Origin of the sequence: Bacillus sp. JJ1122, from assembly GCF_036964885.1 — a bacterium.
In the GTDB taxonomy this organism is placed as follows: Bacteria; Bacillota; Bacilli; order Bacillales; family Cytobacillaceae; genus Mesobacillus.
Map to the genome: position 1 here is coordinate 277,587 of NZ_JBALQL010000001.1, position 17,826 is coordinate 295,412.

Genomic DNA, 17,826 nt, shown 5'->3' on the forward strand with positions numbered 1-17,826 from the left:
TTACTTCCCGATTTCGAGTGCCTTCATCATCATTCCCTTAGAAGCGTTGAAGACGGTTACGTTTGCTTCATAGGACCGTGTAGCGCTGATTAAGTCAACCATTTCCCTTAGAGGATCGACATTTGGATACTCTACATAGCCAGTTTCAGGATCTGCATCAGGATGCTCAGGATCATATACCATTTTCATTGGTGTCCTGGTATCTTCTTTTATTTGTGATACCTTTACTCCATTCCCCGCTGCATTCTCACTTCGGCTTCCCATTGCCCTGTTTAAAAAAGATGAAAAACTGCCTTCCTTAGGTTCCAAAACAACCATTTTTCGACGGTATGCTTTTCCGTCAACCCCCCTGGTTGAATCGACATTAGCCATATTGGAAGATATAACATCCATCCTCAGCCGTTGAGCTGTTAAGGCTGAGGCAGTTGTATTCATGCTATGGAACATCGTCATAATTATTTCCCACCTCGTATAACAGTCTGAAGAGAATTAAACTTTCCGTTAATCCTTTCGGTTAATGCATTAAAATAAATTTGGTTCGTTGCTAGATCGGACATTTCTTTATCCAGGTCAACACTATTGCCATTCTCATTGTAGTTAACATTATTTTTAATAACTGTGCCCGGAAAAGCTCTATTACTGCTCTTGAATTCAAAATGGCGTCCATCAGTCCTTTTAGCCTCAAACGACTGCCCCAGTGTCTCCTGAAACACTGCTTTGAAACTGACATCTTTAGCTTTATAATTTGGTGTGTCGACATTCGCGATATTTTGAGAAACAATTTTTTGTTTCAAGGATGAATAGTTCAATGCATTTTCCAGGGTTGATACGGTATTCGAAAACAACTTCAATATATTTTCACCCCTCAGTTGTTAAGCAAGCTTTTGCTGAATTTTGTAATTCTTTGGAGAATCCCGTCATATACACCTTATTGTAAAGAATCTGAAATAAACTGTCTATGTACTTTCGGTTAATTTTTATCCTGCAATTGACTTATTTTAATAATCAGGATAAAAGAACTATTTTTTAACTTAAAATGGAATTTAATATAACAATTATCCAAAATTTTATTTTAAAAATTCCATCAACTAGGAAATATGTTTTGAAATACCCGTCATTTTTTTTGATAATTTAAGTCTTTTGACCCATTAAACCCACAGGGGTATAAGGTAATTTCAGGCATTAATTTGGAAGTATTTACTAGAATTGAGGTTGTGCGTGTAAAAGAAAAGAAATATTTTTGAAATAATTAACTAACTAACTACACAAAAAAAACCGCTGGTTTACCAGCGGTTTTTTTGTATTTAGTTGCTCTTAAGTTTTTCTAGCTCAAATAAGAACTTATCATTCAGGACCTTAATATAAGTCCCTTTCATCCCAAGTGAGCGAGATTCAATGACACCAGCACTTTCAAGTTTACGAAGTGCGTTTACAATTACGGAACGTGTAATTCCGACTCTGTCTGCGATCTTTGAAGCAACCAGCAGACCTTCTTTGCCATTCAATTCTTCAAAAATGTGCTCAATAGCCTCAAGTTCACTATATGATAAAGAACTGATCGCCATTTGGACAACCGCTTTGCTTCGTGCTTCCCCTTCGATTTCCTCAGCTTTTTCACGAAGGATTTCCATACCTACAACCGTTGCGCCATACTCTCCAAGGATAAGGTCATCATCGTGGAACTGCTCTTCTAATCGAGCTAGAATCAATGTTCCAAGACGCTCACCGCCGCCGATGATTGGCACAATTGTAGTTAAACCGTTTTTGAAAAGCTCTTTGTTTTCAACTGGAAATGCAGTATATTCACTGTTCACATCAAGGTTCGGTGATGTTTCCTGGATGTTAAAAAGGTTCTTCGTGTATTCTTCAGGGAATTGGCGGTCCTCAAGCATTTGTACCATACGCTCATTCTCAATTTGTTGGTTAATCGCAAAGCCTAATAGTTTGCCTCGGCGGCTAACAACAAAGATGTTCGCCTCGATTACTTCACTAAGTGTTTCTGACATTTCTTTGAAATTTACCGGTTTGCCGGCAGCTTTTTGGAGCAGTGCGTTAATTTTTCTAGTTTTTGTTAGTAAGTCCATTGTTTCTTCCTCCTATTTGCTTCAACAAAAAATACTGTTATTTTTTCATGGCTAGTTTCAATACATAAGCACAATAGGCAGCCTTTATTTGTCTACCCTGTTGCGTTTGCAATAAAACGGTAAACCATAGAAAAGGCTGTTTACGCCTATATTGGTGGTTTTAGGGAAATGAACCTTATAAAATGAACTGGCTCAAATCTTTATCCCGAGATATGGCACCTAGCTTCTCCTCAACATATTGAGGAGTGATCGCCACTTTCTCCAGATTAATATCGGGTGCTTCGAAGCTAAGATCCTCAAGAAGTTTTTCAAGAATAGTCTGAAGCCTTCTAGCTCCAATATTGTCTGTGTTCTGGTTAACTTCAAATGCCACTTCAGCAATCTTACGAATAGCATCGTCAGAAAATTCAATTTGTATACCTTCAGTTTCCAATAATGCTTGATATTGCTTCGTCAAGGCATTGTCAGGCTCTACTAAAATCCTGTAGAAATCATCGACTGTAAGCTTCGTCAACTCTACCCTGATAGGGAAACGCCCTTGAAGCTCAGGGATTAAATCCGATGGTTTAGCCATATGGAATGCACCAGCAGCAATGAATAAGACATGATCTGTTTTAACAGGGCCATATTTAGTATTCACCGTTGACCCCTCTACTACAGGCAGGATGTCACGCTGTACACCTTCACGTGAAACATCTGCACTGGAGCCGCCAGAATTCTTGCTCGCAATCTTATCGATCTCATCAATGAAGATAATACCCGCCTGTTCTGCACGGAATGTTGCTTCCTGCGTCACTTCATCCATATCAATAAGCTTTTGTGCTTCTTCGTTGATCAATACCTTCCTTGCTTCACGTACTGGCAGCTTGCGTTTTTTTCGTTTTTTGGGCATCAGGCCTCCCAAAGCATCCTGCATGTTCATGCCCATCTGTTCCATGCCGGATCCCTGGAGCATGTCGAACATCGACGGTGCTTGCTCTTCAACCTCAACCGTGATCATTTCATCCTCAAGTTCGCCTAGTTCAAGCTTCTGCTTGATTATTTTGCGCTTCTCATACAATCCTAAGTCTTCTGTCTGGTTTGTTTCCTGGTCAGTCTGGTTTCCGCCGCCAAACAGCATTTCCAATGGGTTCTTATAGTTCGCCGATTTTTTTGCAGATGGAACGAGGAGCTCGACTAAACGGCGGTTTGCATTTTCCTCTGCAGGCTCTTTAACACGCTGCATTTTTTCCTCTTTTACAAGTCTGATCGATGTTTCTACAAGATCCCTGACCATTGACTCTACATCGCGGCCAACATATCCCACTTCGGTGAATTTGGTCGCTTCAACCTTTACAAAAGGCGCACCTACCAGTTTCGCCATTCTTCTGGCAATTTCAGTTTTGCCCACCCCTGTAGGTCCTATCATCAAGATATTTTTAGGAATTACTTCATCTCTAATATTCTCAGCAAGTAAGCCCCTGCGGTATCTATTCCTTAGAGCTACTGCAACAGCTTTTTTAGCATCCTTTTGGCCGACAATATATTGATCCAGCCTTTCTACGATTTGCCTTGGAGTTAAATTGGTTGTCTGTTTCAATCTAAACACTCCTTTTCCGTTACAGTTCTTCTACGATTATATTGTGGTTAGTGTACACACAAATGTCAGCAGCAATTTCCAATGAGGATTTTGCTATTTCCTTCGCTGTCAAATGGTCACCAGCGAATTGCTTCAGAGCTCTGCCTGCAGACAATGCATAATTACCGCCTGAGCCGATGGCAAGGATACCGTCATCAGGCTGAATTACTTCACCAGTGCCTGAGATCAGGAGCATGTCTGTTTCGTTCATAACGATCAGCATTGCTTCAAGTGTTCTAAGCACTTTATCGCTCCTCCATTGCTTTGCAAGCTCTACAGCTGCCCTTTGGAGATTGCCATTGAATTCCTCAAGCTTACCTTCATACATCTCAAACAATGTAAAAGCATCAGCAACAGAACCAGCAAATCCGGCAATTACTTTACCATTAAACAACTTTCTTACTTTCTTTGCTGTATGTTTCATCACAACTGCATTTCCAAAGGTTACTTGACCGTCGCCTGACATCGCGCATTGGCCTTTATGCTGTACTGCAAATATCGTTGTAGAGTGGAAATCTGACATCCTTTTGTCCTCCTTCTGGCTTATGCCCTCGGGTGATGTGACATATAGATATTTCGTAAATGCTCTTTCGTAACATGCGTATAGACTTGCGTTGATGAGAGGAACGCATGGCCTAGCAATTCTTGAACCGTCCTCATATCCGCACCATTGCTCATCATATGGGTTGCAAACGAATGGCGGAGTTTATGCGGATGGATTTTACCGGTCAGAGCAGACTTTTCAATCAATTTATTTAATATTTCCCTTATGCCCCGGTCCGTCAAAGGTCCGCCGCGAAAATTAACAAATAAATAATCGTGATCTTCGTTCTTTCGAAGATCAGGTCTTCCATTCAATATGTACTCCTCAAGTGCGTCATGAGCAAAGCTGCCGAAAGGAACATACCTTTCTTTTTTTCTTTTCCCGTGAACCAATACAGTTGAAAGCGATAAATCTACATCTTTCATCTGGATCTTACAGCACTCACCTACCCGGATTCCCGTGGCATAAAGCAATTCGAGAATGGCCTTATTCCTTTTACCTAAAGCTGTTTTGGTTTCACATGCCTTAAATAACTCTGAGAGCTCCTCCTCATAAAAAAAGTCTGGAAGACGTTTTTCTAATTTAGGGATTGAAACAAGCGAAAACGGATTATCATCGACAATTCTTTCCCGCAGCAAAAACTTGAAAAAACTTCGCATACAGGAAATCTTGCGCGCTACTGACTTTCTCGACAGCTGCTCGTCAAATAATTTGGTTAGGTAAATCCTCGTATCAGAGTACTCGATATCATCCAGACTATTCAGTCCTTGTTCAGACATGAACATGAAAAATTCCCTAATATCATGTTGATAATGTTCAATAGTATATTGTGAGTAATTTTTTTCGATTTGTAAATATTCTATAAACAACTTTAAAGAATTGTTCACATTTGATTCCATTTCGTCACCTCACAAGGGCTACTAAATAGTAACATATTTATATAGCCCTCGCAATAAAAATTACAAATTTTTCACAAATTTCTGAATTGTTTCTAATGCCCGTGAAGCATGTTTTTCATTGCGTTCTTGTTTACCTCTGATTTTCTCTGGCAAATCAGGGAATAGTCCGAAATTCGCATTCATCGGCTGGAAGTTTTTCGCATTGGTCGTTGTGATATAACGAGCCATGCTTCCCATAGCTGTTTCATGAGGGAATTCCAATGGTTCTTCTCCAGAAACAAGTCTTGCTGCATTAATTCCAGCAATCAAACCACTGGCAGCAGACTCAACGTATCCTTCTACACCAGTCATCTGTCCTGCGAAGAAAAGATCTTGTCTATTTTGGAACTGATACGTAGCTTTTAAAACCTTTGGCGAATTGATGAATGTGTTCCTGTGCATAACACCATAGCGAACAATTTCAGCTTTCTCCAGTCCAGGAATCAGCTGAAGCACTTCCTTTTGAGGTCCCCATTTCAAATGCGTTTGGAAACCTACAATATTGTAAAGTGTTCCCGCAGCATCATCCTGGCGCAGCTGGACAACTGCAAATGGACGTTTCCCTGTTTTTGGATCTTCAAGACCAACAGGTTTTAAAGGACCAAAAAGCATCGTCTTTCTTCCTCTTTGAGCCATCACCTCGATTGGCATGCAGCCCTCAAAGAAAACTTCTTTCTCAAATTCTTTAAGCGGCACCGTTTCAGCTGTGATCAAAGCTTCGTAAAAACGATCGAATTCCTCTTCGGTCATTGGACAGTTAAGATAAGCAGCTTCCCCTTTATCATATCTTGACTTCAGGTAAACCTTGTCCATATCAATGCTGTCTTTTTCAAGGATTGGCGCAGCTGCATCATAGAAGTAAAGATATTCTTCACCAGTCAGCGCTTTTAACTGCTCAGATAGCGCCGGGCTTGTCAATGGTCCGGTAGCAATGACAGTAGGTCCTTCTGGAATTTGAGTAATTTCTTCATTAATAACAGTGACATTTGGATGCTGTTTTACTCGATCCGTTACGTACGCAGCGAACTCATGACGATCTACAGCCAATGCTCCCCCGGCAGGAACTGCACATGCATCTGCAGCACCGATAATCACTGAATCAAGCATCCTCATTTCTTCTTTCAAAACCCCCACTGCATTCGTTAATGTATTAGCACGCAATGAGTTACTGCAGACTAATTCAGCAAATTTATCTGTATGGTGAGCCGGTGTCTGTTTAACAGGCCGCATTTCATATAAGTTAACTTTAATGCCTCTTTGAGCCAACTGCCATGCTGCTTCACTGCCTGCAAGGCCGGCACCGACGACATTTACTGTTGCTTCAGTCATATCTTTTTCCTCCAGTAGCTATTAAAAAATTGTTCAAAGGTTCATCAAAAGATTTATTATATCATCTGCCTGCACATAAATCTTCTATTATATACTTCAATCTTCATTACTTTTCCCTGATACTTGTATCATTTTGCACTTTACTTTACGAAAAAGAAAGAAAAAAGTTTCAAATCATCCTAAAATCAGCTTATCAGATTCGTTTTTCTTAGCTTACACCCTTAAAACAAACACAAAGAGTGAGCCTAAGGCTCACTCTAGCTTTGCGGTTCTTCTTTATAATCACACTCGGTACATTGCACCTGCACGCCTTTTTTAAGTTTCTTTTCGACCAGCAGTTTGTCACATTTAGGGCAGCTGCGTGCCAGCGGCTTATCCCATGATAGGAAGTCACATTCTGGGAAGCGATCGCAGCCGAAAAAGATCCGGCGCTTCTTGCTTTTCCGCTCGATGATGTTTCCTTCCTCGCATTTTGGGCATTTTACTCCAATATCTTTTACAATTGCCTTCGTATTGCGGCAATCAGGAAAATTGCTGCAGGCCATAAATTTTCCGTATCTTCCCATTTTGAATACCATTGGGCTGCCGCATTGGTCGCAATCTTCACCAGCAGGTTCATCCTTGATTTCAACTTCTTGCATTTCCTTTTCAGCTTTAGCGAGATGCTTTTCAAAATCTTGATAGAACTCATCAATAACATTCACCCAATTGACTTTTCCATCTTCGACATGATCCAGGTCCTGCTCCATTTTGGCTGTGAATTCGAGGTCAAGTATATCCGGGAAAAATTCTCTTATCAAGCCATCAACAATTTCCCCTAGCTCTGTAGGAACAAAGCGCTTATTATCTAGCGATACATATCCTCTTTTCTGAATCGTATCTAGCGTTGGAGCATATGTTGACGGACGGCCTATTCCCTGTTCCTCTAACGTCCTTACCAGCCTAGCTTCTGTATACCTTGGCGGCGGCTGAGTAAAATGCTGCTTCGGTTCGATGTCTTTCTTAACTACCTCGTCGCCTTCCTTTAAATCTGGCAGGAGTTTATCCTTTTCTTCTACTTGGTCATCGGAACCTTCAACGTATACTTTCATGAATCCTGGAAATTTAACTTTTGATCCAGTAGCCCTGAAAGTAACATCGCCATTCTTTAAATCTACGCTCATCGTGTCCATGACCGCTGGTGCCATCTGGCTTGCGATGAATCGTTCCCATATTAGCTTGTAAAGTCTGTACTGGTCACGTGACAGGAATTCCTTAACTTTATCTGGTACTTTCATGGTACTCGTAGGCCGGATGGCTTCGTGAGCATCCTGGGCATTTGACTGCTTCTTTTCTTTCCGGGTTTCTGTCTGTAAAAAATTTTGCCCATACTCGCCTATGATGTACTGGCTTGCTTCAGCCTGCGCAACCTCAGAAATCCTTGTAGAATCGGTTCTCATATAAGTGATCAAACCGACTGTACCTTCTTTGCCAAGATCAATTCCTTCATACAGCTGCTGTGCGAGCATCATCGTTTTCTTTGCCCGGAAGTTTAGCTTGCGTGCCGCTTCCTGCTGCAATGAAGACGTGATGAATGGAGGTGCTGGATTACGTTTTCGCTCTTTCTTCGTCACCGAAGCAACCTTGAATTTATTTCCCTTCAGCTGACTTAAGATATTGTTGACATCCTGTTCAGATTTCAATTCAGCTTTTTCAGTACCAATCCCGTAAAACGAAGCTTCAAAGGCATCTTTTCCTTTTAGGAAGTCAGCACCGATCGTCCAATACTCTTCGGGTTCGAAATCAAGTATTTCTTTTTCCCTGTCAATGATCATTCGCATCGCGACAGATTGGACACGTCCCGCGCTTAAGCCTTTCTTGACTTTTTTCCACAGCAGAGGACTGATGTTATACCCTACAAGCCTGTCTAATACTCGTCGTGCCTGCTGTGCGTCAACCAGATCCATATTGATTGAGCGAGGGTGTTTAAAGGATTCCTTAATGGCATCCTTCGTAATCTCATTGAATACGACCCTGCAATCTGAATGTATATCTACATTGAGAGTGTGGGCGAGGTGCCAGGCAATCGCTTCCCCTTCTCTGTCGGGGTCAGCCGCGAGGTATATTTTTTTTGCTTTTTTCGCGGCAGATTTTAATTCTTTCAAAACAGGGCCTTTGCCTCTGATCGTAATATATTTAGGATCATAATTATTTTCTACATCGATACCCATCTGACTCTTCGGCAAATCACGCAAGTGACCCATTGAAGCTTTAACCTTATATTTTTTTCCAAGATAACGCTCAATCGTCTTTGCCTTTGCAGGGGATTCAACAATTACTAAAAACTCAGACATCCATTTGTCCTCCTTAGAGGTATAAAATTATCATTATTATTGTCTACAAAGCTTCACATTGTCAAATTGTACCACTAAGTAAACGGTTTCATCTTATTTGGGGATTTTAAAATACCTGATGCAAAATGTATAACAGAATGAAAATTATTTCAACCTTTTTGTAGTAAATTTTATTTTAATAAGAAGAAAACTTGATAAAAAGGCAACATTATTGATGAATTATATAATGTTTTTTAATATATAATTCCATATTAAATCATCAGTTCCTCTAGAATCTCTTTGGAATTTTTGATCAGCTTAGCTCCTTGCTGGATCAATTCATGCACTCCGTCAGAGTTTGGTGTCAATATGCTTCCCGGAACAGCAAAAACTTCGCGTCCTTCATTCAATGCAAATTCAGCTGTGATCAATGAACCACTCTTTTTTCTTGCTTCAACCACGAGGGTACCTTTAGCTAACCCGCTTATTATTCTATTTCTCATAGGAAAATGCCATTTTTCCGGAACCGTAGCAGGTGGATATTCAGAAATGACTAATTGATTCTGCAACATATACTCTGCCAACTTCATATTTTCCTTTGGATAGATATGATTAAACCCTCCTGCAATGACACCAATTGTTTTCCCTCCAAGCTTGATTGCCGTTTTATGTGCATAGGCATCAATTCCCTTTGCCAGGCCGCTGACAATGACTGTTTTGTTCTCGATTAGTTCTGGAAATAAATATTCGATGGTATTCAGTCCATAATCGGATGCATCACGGGAACCTACTACTGCCAGAATATTTTTTGAGTTTAACAGGGAGAGGTCGCCTTTTGCGAAGAGCACCCAGGGCGGCTGGTATATTGTCTTGAGGCATTCAGGATAGGTATTGTCGAAAAGAGTTATAAGATGGATATTTTTCGAAGCATATTCGGCGAGAAGTCTGTCGACTGGCAGGTCATGTGGGTTGGTTTGAGGACTGTTGGAGTGGTGTGACGCAGATGAAAAATAATTTTTTTCTTCATATATATTATCATGCAAAGATTCCGATTTAAGCATGGAATATATAGCTTTCCAGCTCGAATGCTTGCCATGGATCAGTGTGATCAATTTGTTTTTAAGTTGATCCATATTTACCCCCATTATTGTTTTTCTGATTAATAAACAGTCCCTCTATATAGAGGGACTGTCCATCAGATAACTTAGTGTGTTTTACACTTGTCGTATAAGCCTTGTTCCTTCAATACGCCAATTAGTGTTTCACCCATTACAGAAGGAGTGTCAGCAACCTTGATGCCGCACTCGTTCATTACGCGGATCTTCTCATCAGCTGTTCCCTTACCACCAGAAATGATCGCACCAGCATGGCCCATGCGCTTTCCTGGAGGTGCAGTTCTTCCACCAATGAAGCCGACTACTGGTTTAGTCATGTTTGCCTTGACCCACTCAGCTGCTTCTTCCTCTGCAGTACCACCGATTTCACCAATCATGATGACAGCATATGTTTCTGGATCTTCATTGAATGCCTCCAGGACATCGATGAAGTTTGTTCCGTTAACAGGGTCTCCGCCGATACCTACTGCAGTAGACTGGCCGATTCCAGCTTGTGTCAACTGATGTACTGCTTCGTAAGTCAATGTTCCAGAACGGGAAACTACGCCTACATGGCCTTTAGTGTGGATATATCCTGGCATGATGCCGATTTTGCACTCTTCAGGAGTGATAACCCCTGGGCAGTTAGGGCCTACAAGGCGAGTTTTCTTGCCTTCCATGTAGCGCTTCACTTTTACCATATCCAGAACAGGAATATGTTCAGTGATACAGATGGCTAAATCTAAGTCTGCATCTACCGCTTCGATGATTGCATCGGCAGCGAATGGAGCAGGTACATAGATGACAGAAGCATTAGCACCTGTAGCATCAACAGCTTCTTTTACTGTGTTGAATACAGGAACGCCTTCTACTTCAGTACCGCCTTTGCCTGGAGATGTTCCTCCAACAATTTTTGTACCATATTCAAGCATTTGTTTAGTATGGAAAAGGGCTGTAGAACCCGTAATACCTTGAACAATGACCTTTGTATCTTTATTAATGAATACGCTCACGTCAAATTCTCTCCTTTCGATCCTACTTAACTAATGAAACGATTTTTTCAGCGCCGTCTGCCATTGATTCAGCAGCAATGATATTTAATCCAGATTCATTCAGAATCTGTTTTCCAAGATCTACGTTAGTACCTTCAAGGCGAACTACAAGAGGAACTTCCAGTCCGACTTGCTTAGCTGCTTCAACTACACCAGTAGCGATAACGTCGCACTTCATGATGCCGCCGAAGATATTAACAAAGATACCCTTAACATTCGGATCTGAAAGGATAATTTTAAATGCTTCCGTTACTTTCTCAGCAGTTGCACCGCCCCCAACATCAAGGAAGTTGGCCGGGTCTCCGCCGTAATGCTTGACGATGTCCATTGTTGCCATCGCAAGACCTGCACCGTTAACCATGCAGCCGATGTTTCCATCAAGGGAAATATAGCTTAGGTCATACTTTGAAGCCTCGATTTCCTTTGCATCTTCTTCCTCAAGGTCACGGTATTCAAGAATATCCTTTTGGCGGTATAGAGCATTCGCGTCAAAATTCAATTTAGCATCAAGCGCCATAACCTGTCCGTCCCCTGTAACAACAAGCGGGTTGATCTCTGCGATTGAGCAATCTTTTTCAATATAAGCGTTGTATAGACCCATCATGAACTTAACAGCTTGGTTTACAAGCTCTTTAGGGATGTTGATATTGAATGCAATACGGCGAGCCTGGTATGGCATTAGGCCTACAACAGGATCGATCTCTTCTTTGAAGATTTTCTCTGGAGTTGCTTCTGCAACCTCTTCGATTTCCGTTCCGCCTTCTTCTGAAGCCATTAGTACAACACGGGAAGTAGCACGGTCAAGAACAAGTCCTACGTAGTACTCTTTCTTGATGTCACAGCCTTCTTCGATCAGCAGGCGCTTAACTTCCTTGCCTTCTGGACCAGTCTGGTGAGTAACCAATGTTTTTCCTAAGATTTCAGTTGCATATGTACGCACTTCATCAAGGTTCTTCGCTACCTTGACCCCGCCAGCTTTACCCCTTCCGCCAGCATGGATTTGAGCTTTCACGACGACAACTGATGAACCTAGCTCTTGCGCTGCTTCAACAGCTTCCTCAACTGTAAAAGCTACCTTTCCATTCGGTACTTTTACCCCATATTTTCTGAGGATTTCTTTTCCTTGATACTCATGGACATTCATTTCCCATCCTCCTATCTATTAGAAAAGAGTGCACATCTAAGAGGATCTACAAGCCGTCCTCACCCGCATCTAGCTTTTCTAAGTAGAAAATATAATTCATTTAAATTTTTAAAAAATAGACTGCGCTTTCATTTTATATAATGAAATATTGATTGTCTACCTTTATGATTTAAATATTTTGCCATTTTAAATATTGCAAAAAAGTATCATAATGTTAAAAATGAAGCATAAAAAGCCGAGATTTAGGCTTTTCTCGACTTTTAAGGAGATAAAAAAGCTGAAAAAAATTATTTTCTTTCTCTTTATTTTTAAAATGAAAATATTAATTTAGTTTTTACAATAAATTTTGCCATTTACAAAAATGACCTTAAAATGTATAGATCTGTTAAACTCCTTTATTGATTTCCGCCTTCAATAACAGGGGCTAGAAATCAACTAGGACCTTTTAAAGAGTATGTAACAAAAATCAATTCCAAAGTCTAATAACGGATGAATTTAACTAATATGATATTGATCATAACAGTCTATTACTTTGTTTTTCCCGCCTGCTGGTCAAGCCTGTAGATAAAAGAAAACACTTCGGCAACTGCCTGGTATAGCTCCTCAGGTATCCGCTCATTCAACTCAAGCTCACTTAGGACTTCTACAAGGGATGGGTCCTGTTGGATCGGTATGTCATGAATTTTCGCTTTTTCAATGATCTGGTCCGCTACAAGACCCTTCCCCTTTGCCATTACTTTGGGAGAATCATGGGTGGCAGGATTATAACCAAGTGCTACTGCCGTTTTTCGTATTGATTTCTGAGGTTTCATATTTTGATATCCACCCTGCTGTAATCTTTTTTGCTATACAGTTCTGCCAGTTTCTTTTGGTTCCCTTGTTGCTTAGACACCTCTGGTACGAGGAAGTTTACTGATGACAAATGATAATTCACTTCTGCGAGTTTGTTTTTTAACAATGGCAAGAGCTGATCTGCCACTGTTTTTAATGAAGGATGCTGATTGATGACCTGCATGCTTAAGACCCGGTTCTGGACTTGCATATCAACAATTGTTTCATCCAAATGCTCGAGTTTCAGATAAAAGAGAACACGGCAATAATCTGCGTTAATTTTACCGTCTTCCGTTTTTTGGCCGCTCCATTGAAAGGTAACCTCAGACATTTCCCCCCCTATGATAAACGGCATTTGCACGATTAGCTGCTGGATAGGACCAGTCTCTTGTGAAAGAAGCTGGAAACCAGTAATCTTGTTTAATAGCTGCTCCGCAGCCTCCTTAACAGCATGGGGAGGGTTTTCATTCAGCAGACGTATCAGGTGCGGTTTTAAACTCTCGGCAGGCTGAGCCTTGTCTTCAAGATTGCCTTTAAAAGCTTCAGCAAGGTCCCGCTCATACGATAGGCCAAGAGATGACAAGAAGGACTTTATTTTTTCAGTTGTGAAGATTGCGGACTCTTCATCGGAAAGTGCCATTCCCTGTTCAGCATTGTGGATTGCTTTTTTCAGAAGTTCGCTTTGCTGAATAGGTAAACCTGACATCTCAGCCTTTCCTGCTGCTTTCAGCAATTCTGCTCCAGTACTTAAAAATTTTTCTTTTTCTGGGAGTAAAATCGATAACCACTTTAGCGCTGTCTCAGAATCATCACTTCCTCCTAATACCATCCCCATTAATTGTTTAAATGCTTGCAAGCCTTCCTGTCGATCAGCCTCGTTTACCTGAGAACCTGCGAATAACTGCAGCAATGGATCGACTAGCCCGGTTAACTGCCCATTTTTCAAGATTGTACCTTTTGGATCTTCTTTGATAAAGCTGTCTATCAATTGTTTCGCTAGATTAATTTCACCTTTTTCTAATTGGGCAATCAATCTCTTAGCAAAATGCAGCTCTGCTGGGATTTCGTCTTTCATTATCTCTTCACTTTTCATGTTTGAAAGCATTTGCTGCAAGACTAAACTCTCGCTTTTCTGAGCTGGGAACCCAGCAGTTTGCTGAAGCAGTCCGAAGGCAGCTTGCCCTTCTGAATTGTGGCCTTTAAGCCAAGCGGCAGCAATCTGTCCCAGCACGTGCCTGGCGGCATTTGTTTCATTCGAAGGTACCAGCTCGCTCAGCAAGTGTTTAATTTTACTCATTGTATCCGTATTAGATTCCTGTTCAAATGCTTTCATGAGATTTTCCATTAACAGTGTTATCGATGGCTCTTTATTAGCCGTATATAAAGCAGAAAATGTTGCTTCTGATAGCGGAAGCCCTCGGGTTAAAATCATTTGGATTGCTTCAAGTCCTGAACTTCGCGGAGACGCGCTTTTCAGCCATTCGGAAGCCTGTTGCAGGATTTCCCGGCTGATAGGCAGCTGCTCTTTTAAAAAGAACCGTACCAGTTCTAGGTTTTCCTTATTCGAAGGCAATGAAAATTCTCCGAGAATCCTGGATAAGCTCTCTTGCTGCTTTCCCTCTTCACTTCCAGTTGCGATCACCTTCAGGCGAACTTTCCCTTCACCTGGCTGGACCTGAAACCAGTATCGTTCATTTGCTGAAAGAGGGGTTTCTAATTGGGCAATCATTTTTTGGCTACCGATTTGAATTTCGGCAATTTGTTCTGGAAACAGCTTAATGATTTTCCCATTGATAATTTGCCCCGATCGAAGCGACGCAGTTTTTACCTGCTGTGATGGATTATGATTGAATAGACTATGCAGTACTCCTGTTTCCATGATTCACCTGCTTTATACAAGATGATTCTCGATACATTCTCTTACTGGAGCAAACGTTTTTCTGTGAAACGGAGTGACGCCGTGCTCCCTGAGTGCTATCATATGCTCAGCTGTTCCGTATCCCATATTCGCATCGAACCCATACTGAGGGTATTCCTGACTTAATTCCTTCATCACCCTGTCTCTCGTAACCTTGGCTATAATGGAGGCCGCTGCTATTGAAATGCTCCTTGCATCTCCTTTAATTAACGCTTCAAAAGGGAAAGGCGTCTCCAATTTCACTGCATCAACCAAAAGAAAATCCGGTGTGATTCCTAACTGGCTAACCGCTGAAAGCATTGCTTTTTTTGATGCCTGCAGGATGTTTATTTCATCGATTTCAGATGCACTAATGATTCCGATGCCTACTGCCAGCGCTTTGTTATTGATTACTTCAAAATACTCATCTCTTTTCGCTTCAGAGATTTTTTTAGAGTCATTTAGTCCAGGAAGGTAAAAATCTTCAGGCAGAATGACTGCCCCAGCAACTACTGGCCCAGCTAGAGGGCCCCTTCCTGCCTCATCAATACCGGTTATATACTTATAGCCTTCTGCTCTATATTTCTGCTCAAATGATGTCATTGCAACAAATTGTTCATGCAGTTCCGTCTTTCGCTGCATTTGTTTCTCCCACCTGGCAAGCATTCGCTGCACACCTTTTCGCTCATCTTGTTTCAAGGCCACAAGGAAGTCTTCCTCCACATGATTTGTACCAAATAATTGTTGCTCAATCTCAATAATTGTCCATTTTCCCATAAAATTCTCCTAAATTTGCTTCTCTTGTATGTATCGGCGACTAAAACGAAAAATAAAGGCCCTGGATCCAGGACCTTTATTTTTCGTTTTCATCAATCTCATCAAGTTTTATCAAGTCTTGAGGACGTTCAAAGGATAACGGCCCTAATTTTTCAGTACGGATTTCCCTGATCACAAGTTCCGCGACTTTATCATAGTCAACATACCCGCCTGACATCCTGCAGCCCCGAAAATCACCAATAAGGTCAAAAAGCTCAACAACATCTTCTGGCAGCTGTTCTAGCTTGTACCTCTCCTGCAGGCGTTCAGGGTAATGTTTTTCTAAGTACCTAAGAGCATAGACAGTTAAGTCCTGAAGATTCAAGAGCGTATCCTTAATCGCCCCGGTAATTGCAAGCTTGACACCTACTTCTTGATCCTCAAACTTTGGCCATAATATCCCTGGAGTATCCAGCAATTCTAACTCTTTGCCCATCTTGATCCACTGCTGTGACTTGGTGACACCTGGTCTATTACCTGTCTGTGCTATATTTTTGCCTGCAAGCCTGTTAATCAATGTGGATTTCCCCGCATTTGGAATGCCTACAATCATTGCGCGAATGGCACGAGGTTTGACACCCTTGGAAATTAACCGGTCAAGTTTATCCTTCAACAGAACCTTTGACTCCTGCACGATCTGCTTTAAGCCTGTTCCAGCCTGTGAGTTAATCGCCAGTGCAGTTATCCCTTTTTGGCGGTAAAAGCGGAGCCACTCATCAGTAACAGCCTTATCGGCCATGTCAGCTTTATTCAATAATACTATTCTTGGCTTATGCTGGATGATTTCATCTATCATTGGATTTCTTGATGAATACGGAATTCTTGCGTCCACCAATTCAAAAATAACATCAACTAGCTTTAATTTCTCTGTGACCTCTCTGCGAGCCTTGGCCATATGGCCAGGAAACCACTGGATCGTCAAAGCAGCCACCTCCTATCTCTTTTGCCAGCCATCCACTTGCCTATATATAGGATGAAGGCTATTTCTAGTCTATTGTGCGCAGATCGTCAATAGGCCAGTAGATGACATTTGTCTTTCCTAGCACCTTTTCGAACGGAACCGTACCAATATGACGGCTATCTTTACTGAAGCGGCGGTTATCCCCCATTACAAAGAGTTGGCCTTCAGGAACTGTTTCCCTGCCGATCTTCTCTTCAAGGGTAAAAGGATCTGTCAGCGGCCCATCTATCACTTGTTTTTTATATTCTTCCAAGTAAGGTTCTGGATATGCCTCTCCATTGACATAAAGTGTGTCATTTTTATATTCGATTCTATCTCCTGGAAGGCCGATCACTCTTTTTATGTAATCTTTGTTTTCCGGCGCATGAAAGACGATGATATCAAATCTCTCTGGTTCGCCTACTTTATAGCTCATCTTGTTTACAATCATACGGTCCTGGTCATGCAATGTCGGCATCATCGACAATCCATCAACAACAATCGGTGCAAATAAAAAATATCGAATAACAGCTGCGAGCACTACAGCAATCAATAGGGCTTTCGTCCATTCCCATAATTCGTTTTTCTTCTTCTCAGCCATTCTTTCCCCACCATTCTAAAATATAGGTTGTTTGAATACATAACTTTATTTTACATAAGTCTGGCAAGATAAACACGAAGGGCAATGATTTTTAAAATAAACTTAATATTGTTTACCCATTTTTCTTAAAGCTTGAAATAGTCAAAGAGTTGTCTTGCAACATCTTTGAACATTCTAACCCTTACTTGAGTATGAAAAAGGAGCTTGGCTAGGCAAGCTCCTTTTTTACATTCAATCTTATCGGATTTCTTTGATACGAGCTTTTTTACCACGTAGGTTACGTAGGTAGTAAAGTTTCGCACGGCGTACTTTACCGCGACGGATTACTTCTAGCTTCGCAATTTTTGGTGTGTTAACAGGGAAAGTACGCTCAACGCCTACTCCGTAAGAAATTTTACGGACTGTAAAAGTTTCGCTGATTCCACCACCACGACGCTTAATCACTACACCTTCAAACAACTGGATACGTTCGCGAGTTCCTTCGACAACCTTAACGTGTACACGTACTGTGTCACCAGGACGGAAAGATGGAAGATCAGTGCGAAGTTGTGCTTTTGTGATTTCTTCGATTAGTTGTTGCATCGTTTTCATCTCCTCCCACAAATGCTCTTGCAAAACGTTTCATT

General features: G+C 41.3%; 17 protein-coding genes. All 17 read right to left on the bottom strand.

Annotated elements, in window-relative coordinates; translation table 11 throughout:
• Complete coding sequence (gene flgC / locus V7201_RS01380) at positions 1–453, bottom strand: flagellar basal body rod protein FlgC (RefSeq protein WP_335374987.1); 453 nt, start codon at positions 451–453, stop codon at positions 1–3.
• Between the two features lie 2 nt (positions 454–455).
• Positions 456–851 (bottom strand): flagellar basal body rod protein FlgB, encoded by a 396-nt coding sequence (gene flgB, locus V7201_RS01385; protein ID WP_335374988.1) that lies wholly within the window; start codon positions 849–851, stop codon positions 456–458.
• 453 nt (positions 852–1,304) lie between these two features.
• On the bottom strand, positions 1,305–2,084 hold the full coding sequence (codY, locus tag V7201_RS01390; RefSeq protein WP_335374989.1) for a GTP-sensing pleiotropic transcriptional regulator CodY: 780 nt from the start codon (positions 2,082–2,084) through the stop codon (positions 1,305–1,307).
• 175 nt (positions 2,085–2,259) lie between these two features.
• Positions 2,260–3,663, bottom strand: coding sequence for an HslU--HslV peptidase ATPase subunit (gene hslU, locus V7201_RS01395; protein ID WP_335374990.1), 1,404 nt, complete (start codon positions 3,661–3,663; stop codon positions 2,260–2,262).
• 19 nt (positions 3,664–3,682) lie between these two features.
• A complete protein-coding gene (gene hslV / locus V7201_RS01400) occupies positions 3,683–4,225 on the bottom strand; it encodes an ATP-dependent protease subunit HslV (RefSeq protein WP_335374991.1) in 543 nt (180 codons plus the stop codon).
• A gap of 20 nt (positions 4,226–4,245) precedes the next feature.
• Positions 4,246–5,145, bottom strand: a complete 900-nt coding sequence (gene xerC / locus V7201_RS01405; protein ID WP_335374992.1) for a tyrosine recombinase XerC — start codon at positions 5,143–5,145, stop codon at positions 4,246–4,248.
• A gap of 60 nt (positions 5,146–5,205) precedes the next feature.
• On the bottom strand, positions 5,206–6,513 hold the full coding sequence (gene trmFO / locus V7201_RS01410; protein WP_335374993.1) for an FADH(2)-oxidizing methylenetetrahydrofolate--tRNA-(uracil(54)-C(5))-methyltransferase TrmFO: 1,308 nt from the start codon (positions 6,511–6,513) through the stop codon (positions 5,206–5,208).
• A gap of 257 nt (positions 6,514–6,770) precedes the next feature.
• A complete protein-coding gene (gene topA, locus V7201_RS01415) occupies positions 6,771–8,846 on the bottom strand; it encodes a type I DNA topoisomerase (protein WP_335374994.1) in 2,076 nt (691 codons plus the stop codon).
• 251 nt (positions 8,847–9,097) lie between these two features.
• Positions 9,098–9,958 (bottom strand): DNA-processing protein DprA, encoded by an 861-nt coding sequence (dprA, locus tag V7201_RS01420; RefSeq protein WP_335374995.1) that lies wholly within the window; start codon positions 9,956–9,958, stop codon positions 9,098–9,100.
• A gap of 71 nt (positions 9,959–10,029) precedes the next feature.
• A complete protein-coding gene (sucD, locus tag V7201_RS01425) occupies positions 10,030–10,932 on the bottom strand; it encodes a succinate--CoA ligase subunit alpha (protein ID WP_335374996.1) in 903 nt (300 codons plus the stop codon).
• A gap of 22 nt (positions 10,933–10,954) precedes the next feature.
• Positions 10,955–12,115, bottom strand: coding sequence for an ADP-forming succinate--CoA ligase subunit beta (sucC, locus tag V7201_RS01430; protein ID WP_335374997.1), 1,161 nt, complete (start codon positions 12,113–12,115; stop codon positions 10,955–10,957).
• A 527-nt stretch (positions 12,116–12,642) separates the two neighbouring features.
• Positions 12,643–12,927, bottom strand: a complete 285-nt coding sequence (locus tag V7201_RS01435; protein WP_335374998.1) for an EscU/YscU/HrcU family type III secretion system export apparatus switch protein — start codon at positions 12,925–12,927, stop codon at positions 12,643–12,645.
• Positions 12,924–14,825, bottom strand: a complete 1,902-nt coding sequence (locus V7201_RS01440; RefSeq protein ID WP_335374999.1) for a hypothetical protein — start codon at positions 14,823–14,825, stop codon at positions 12,924–12,926. The genes V7201_RS01435 and V7201_RS01440 overlap by 4 nt, the downstream gene beginning before the upstream one ends.
• Positions 14,826–14,837: 12 nt before the next feature.
• A complete protein-coding gene (locus V7201_RS01445) occupies positions 14,838–15,620 on the bottom strand; it encodes a ribonuclease HII (RefSeq protein ID WP_335375000.1) in 783 nt (260 codons plus the stop codon).
• Positions 15,621–15,696: 76 nt separating this feature from the next.
• The gene (gene ylqF / locus V7201_RS01450) at positions 15,697–16,581 is read right to left on the bottom strand and encodes a ribosome biogenesis GTPase YlqF (RefSeq protein ID WP_335375001.1); all 885 of its coding nucleotides are present in this window, start codon (positions 16,579–16,581) and stop codon (positions 15,697–15,699) included.
• A gap of 64 nt (positions 16,582–16,645) precedes the next feature.
• Complete coding sequence (gene lepB, locus V7201_RS01455) at positions 16,646–17,200, bottom strand: signal peptidase I (protein WP_335375002.1); 555 nt, start codon at positions 17,198–17,200, stop codon at positions 16,646–16,648.
• A 237-nt stretch (positions 17,201–17,437) separates the two neighbouring features.
• Positions 17,438–17,782: a 50S ribosomal protein L19 gene (rplS, locus tag V7201_RS01460; RefSeq protein ID WP_041964491.1), complete on the bottom strand. Its 345-nt coding sequence runs from the start codon at positions 17,780–17,782 to the stop codon at positions 17,438–17,440.
• Between the last annotated feature and the right edge of the window lie 44 nt (positions 17,783–17,826).

Bases quoted from the DNA above. Each gene is read 5' to 3' on its own strand.
- flgC (WP_335374987.1), bottom strand. From the start codon at position 453: ATGACGATGTTCCATAGCATGAATACAACTGCCTCAGCCTTAACAGCT.
- codY (WP_335374989.1), bottom strand. From the start codon at position 2,084: ATGGACTTACTAACAAAAACTAGAAAAATTAACGCACTGCTCCAAAAA.
- hslV (WP_335374991.1), bottom strand. From the start codon at position 4,225: ATGTCAGATTTCCACTCTACAACGATATTTGCAGTACAGCATAAAGGC.
- xerC (WP_335374992.1), bottom strand. From the start codon at position 5,145: ATGGAATCAAATGTGAACAATTCTTTAAAGTTGTTTATAGAATATTTA.
- trmFO (WP_335374993.1), bottom strand. From the start codon at position 6,513: ATGACTGAAGCAACAGTAAATGTCGTCGGTGCCGGCCTTGCAGGCAGT.
- topA (WP_335374994.1), bottom strand. From the start codon at position 8,846: ATGTCTGAGTTTTTAGTAATTGTTGAATCCCCTGCAAAGGCAAAGACG.
- dprA (WP_335374995.1), bottom strand. From the start codon at position 9,958: ATGGATCAACTTAAAAACAAATTGATCACACTGATCCATGGCAAGCAT.
- sucC (WP_335374997.1), bottom strand. From the start codon at position 12,115: ATGAATGTCCATGAGTATCAAGGAAAAGAAATCCTCAGAAAATATGGG.
- V7201_RS01435 (WP_335374998.1), bottom strand. From the start codon at position 12,927: ATGAAACCTCAGAAATCAATACGAAAAACGGCAGTAGCACTTGGTTAT.
- V7201_RS01440 (WP_335374999.1), bottom strand. From the start codon at position 14,825: ATGGAAACAGGAGTACTGCATAGTCTATTCAATCATAATCCATCACAG.
- V7201_RS01445 (WP_335375000.1), bottom strand. From the start codon at position 15,620: ATGGGAAAATGGACAATTATTGAGATTGAGCAACAATTATTTGGTACA.
- lepB (WP_335375002.1), bottom strand. From the start codon at position 17,200: ATGGCTGAGAAGAAGAAAAACGAATTATGGGAATGGACGAAAGCCCTA.
- rplS (WP_041964491.1), bottom strand. From the start codon at position 17,782: ATGCAACAACTAATCGAAGAAATCACAAAAGCACAACTTCGCACTGAT.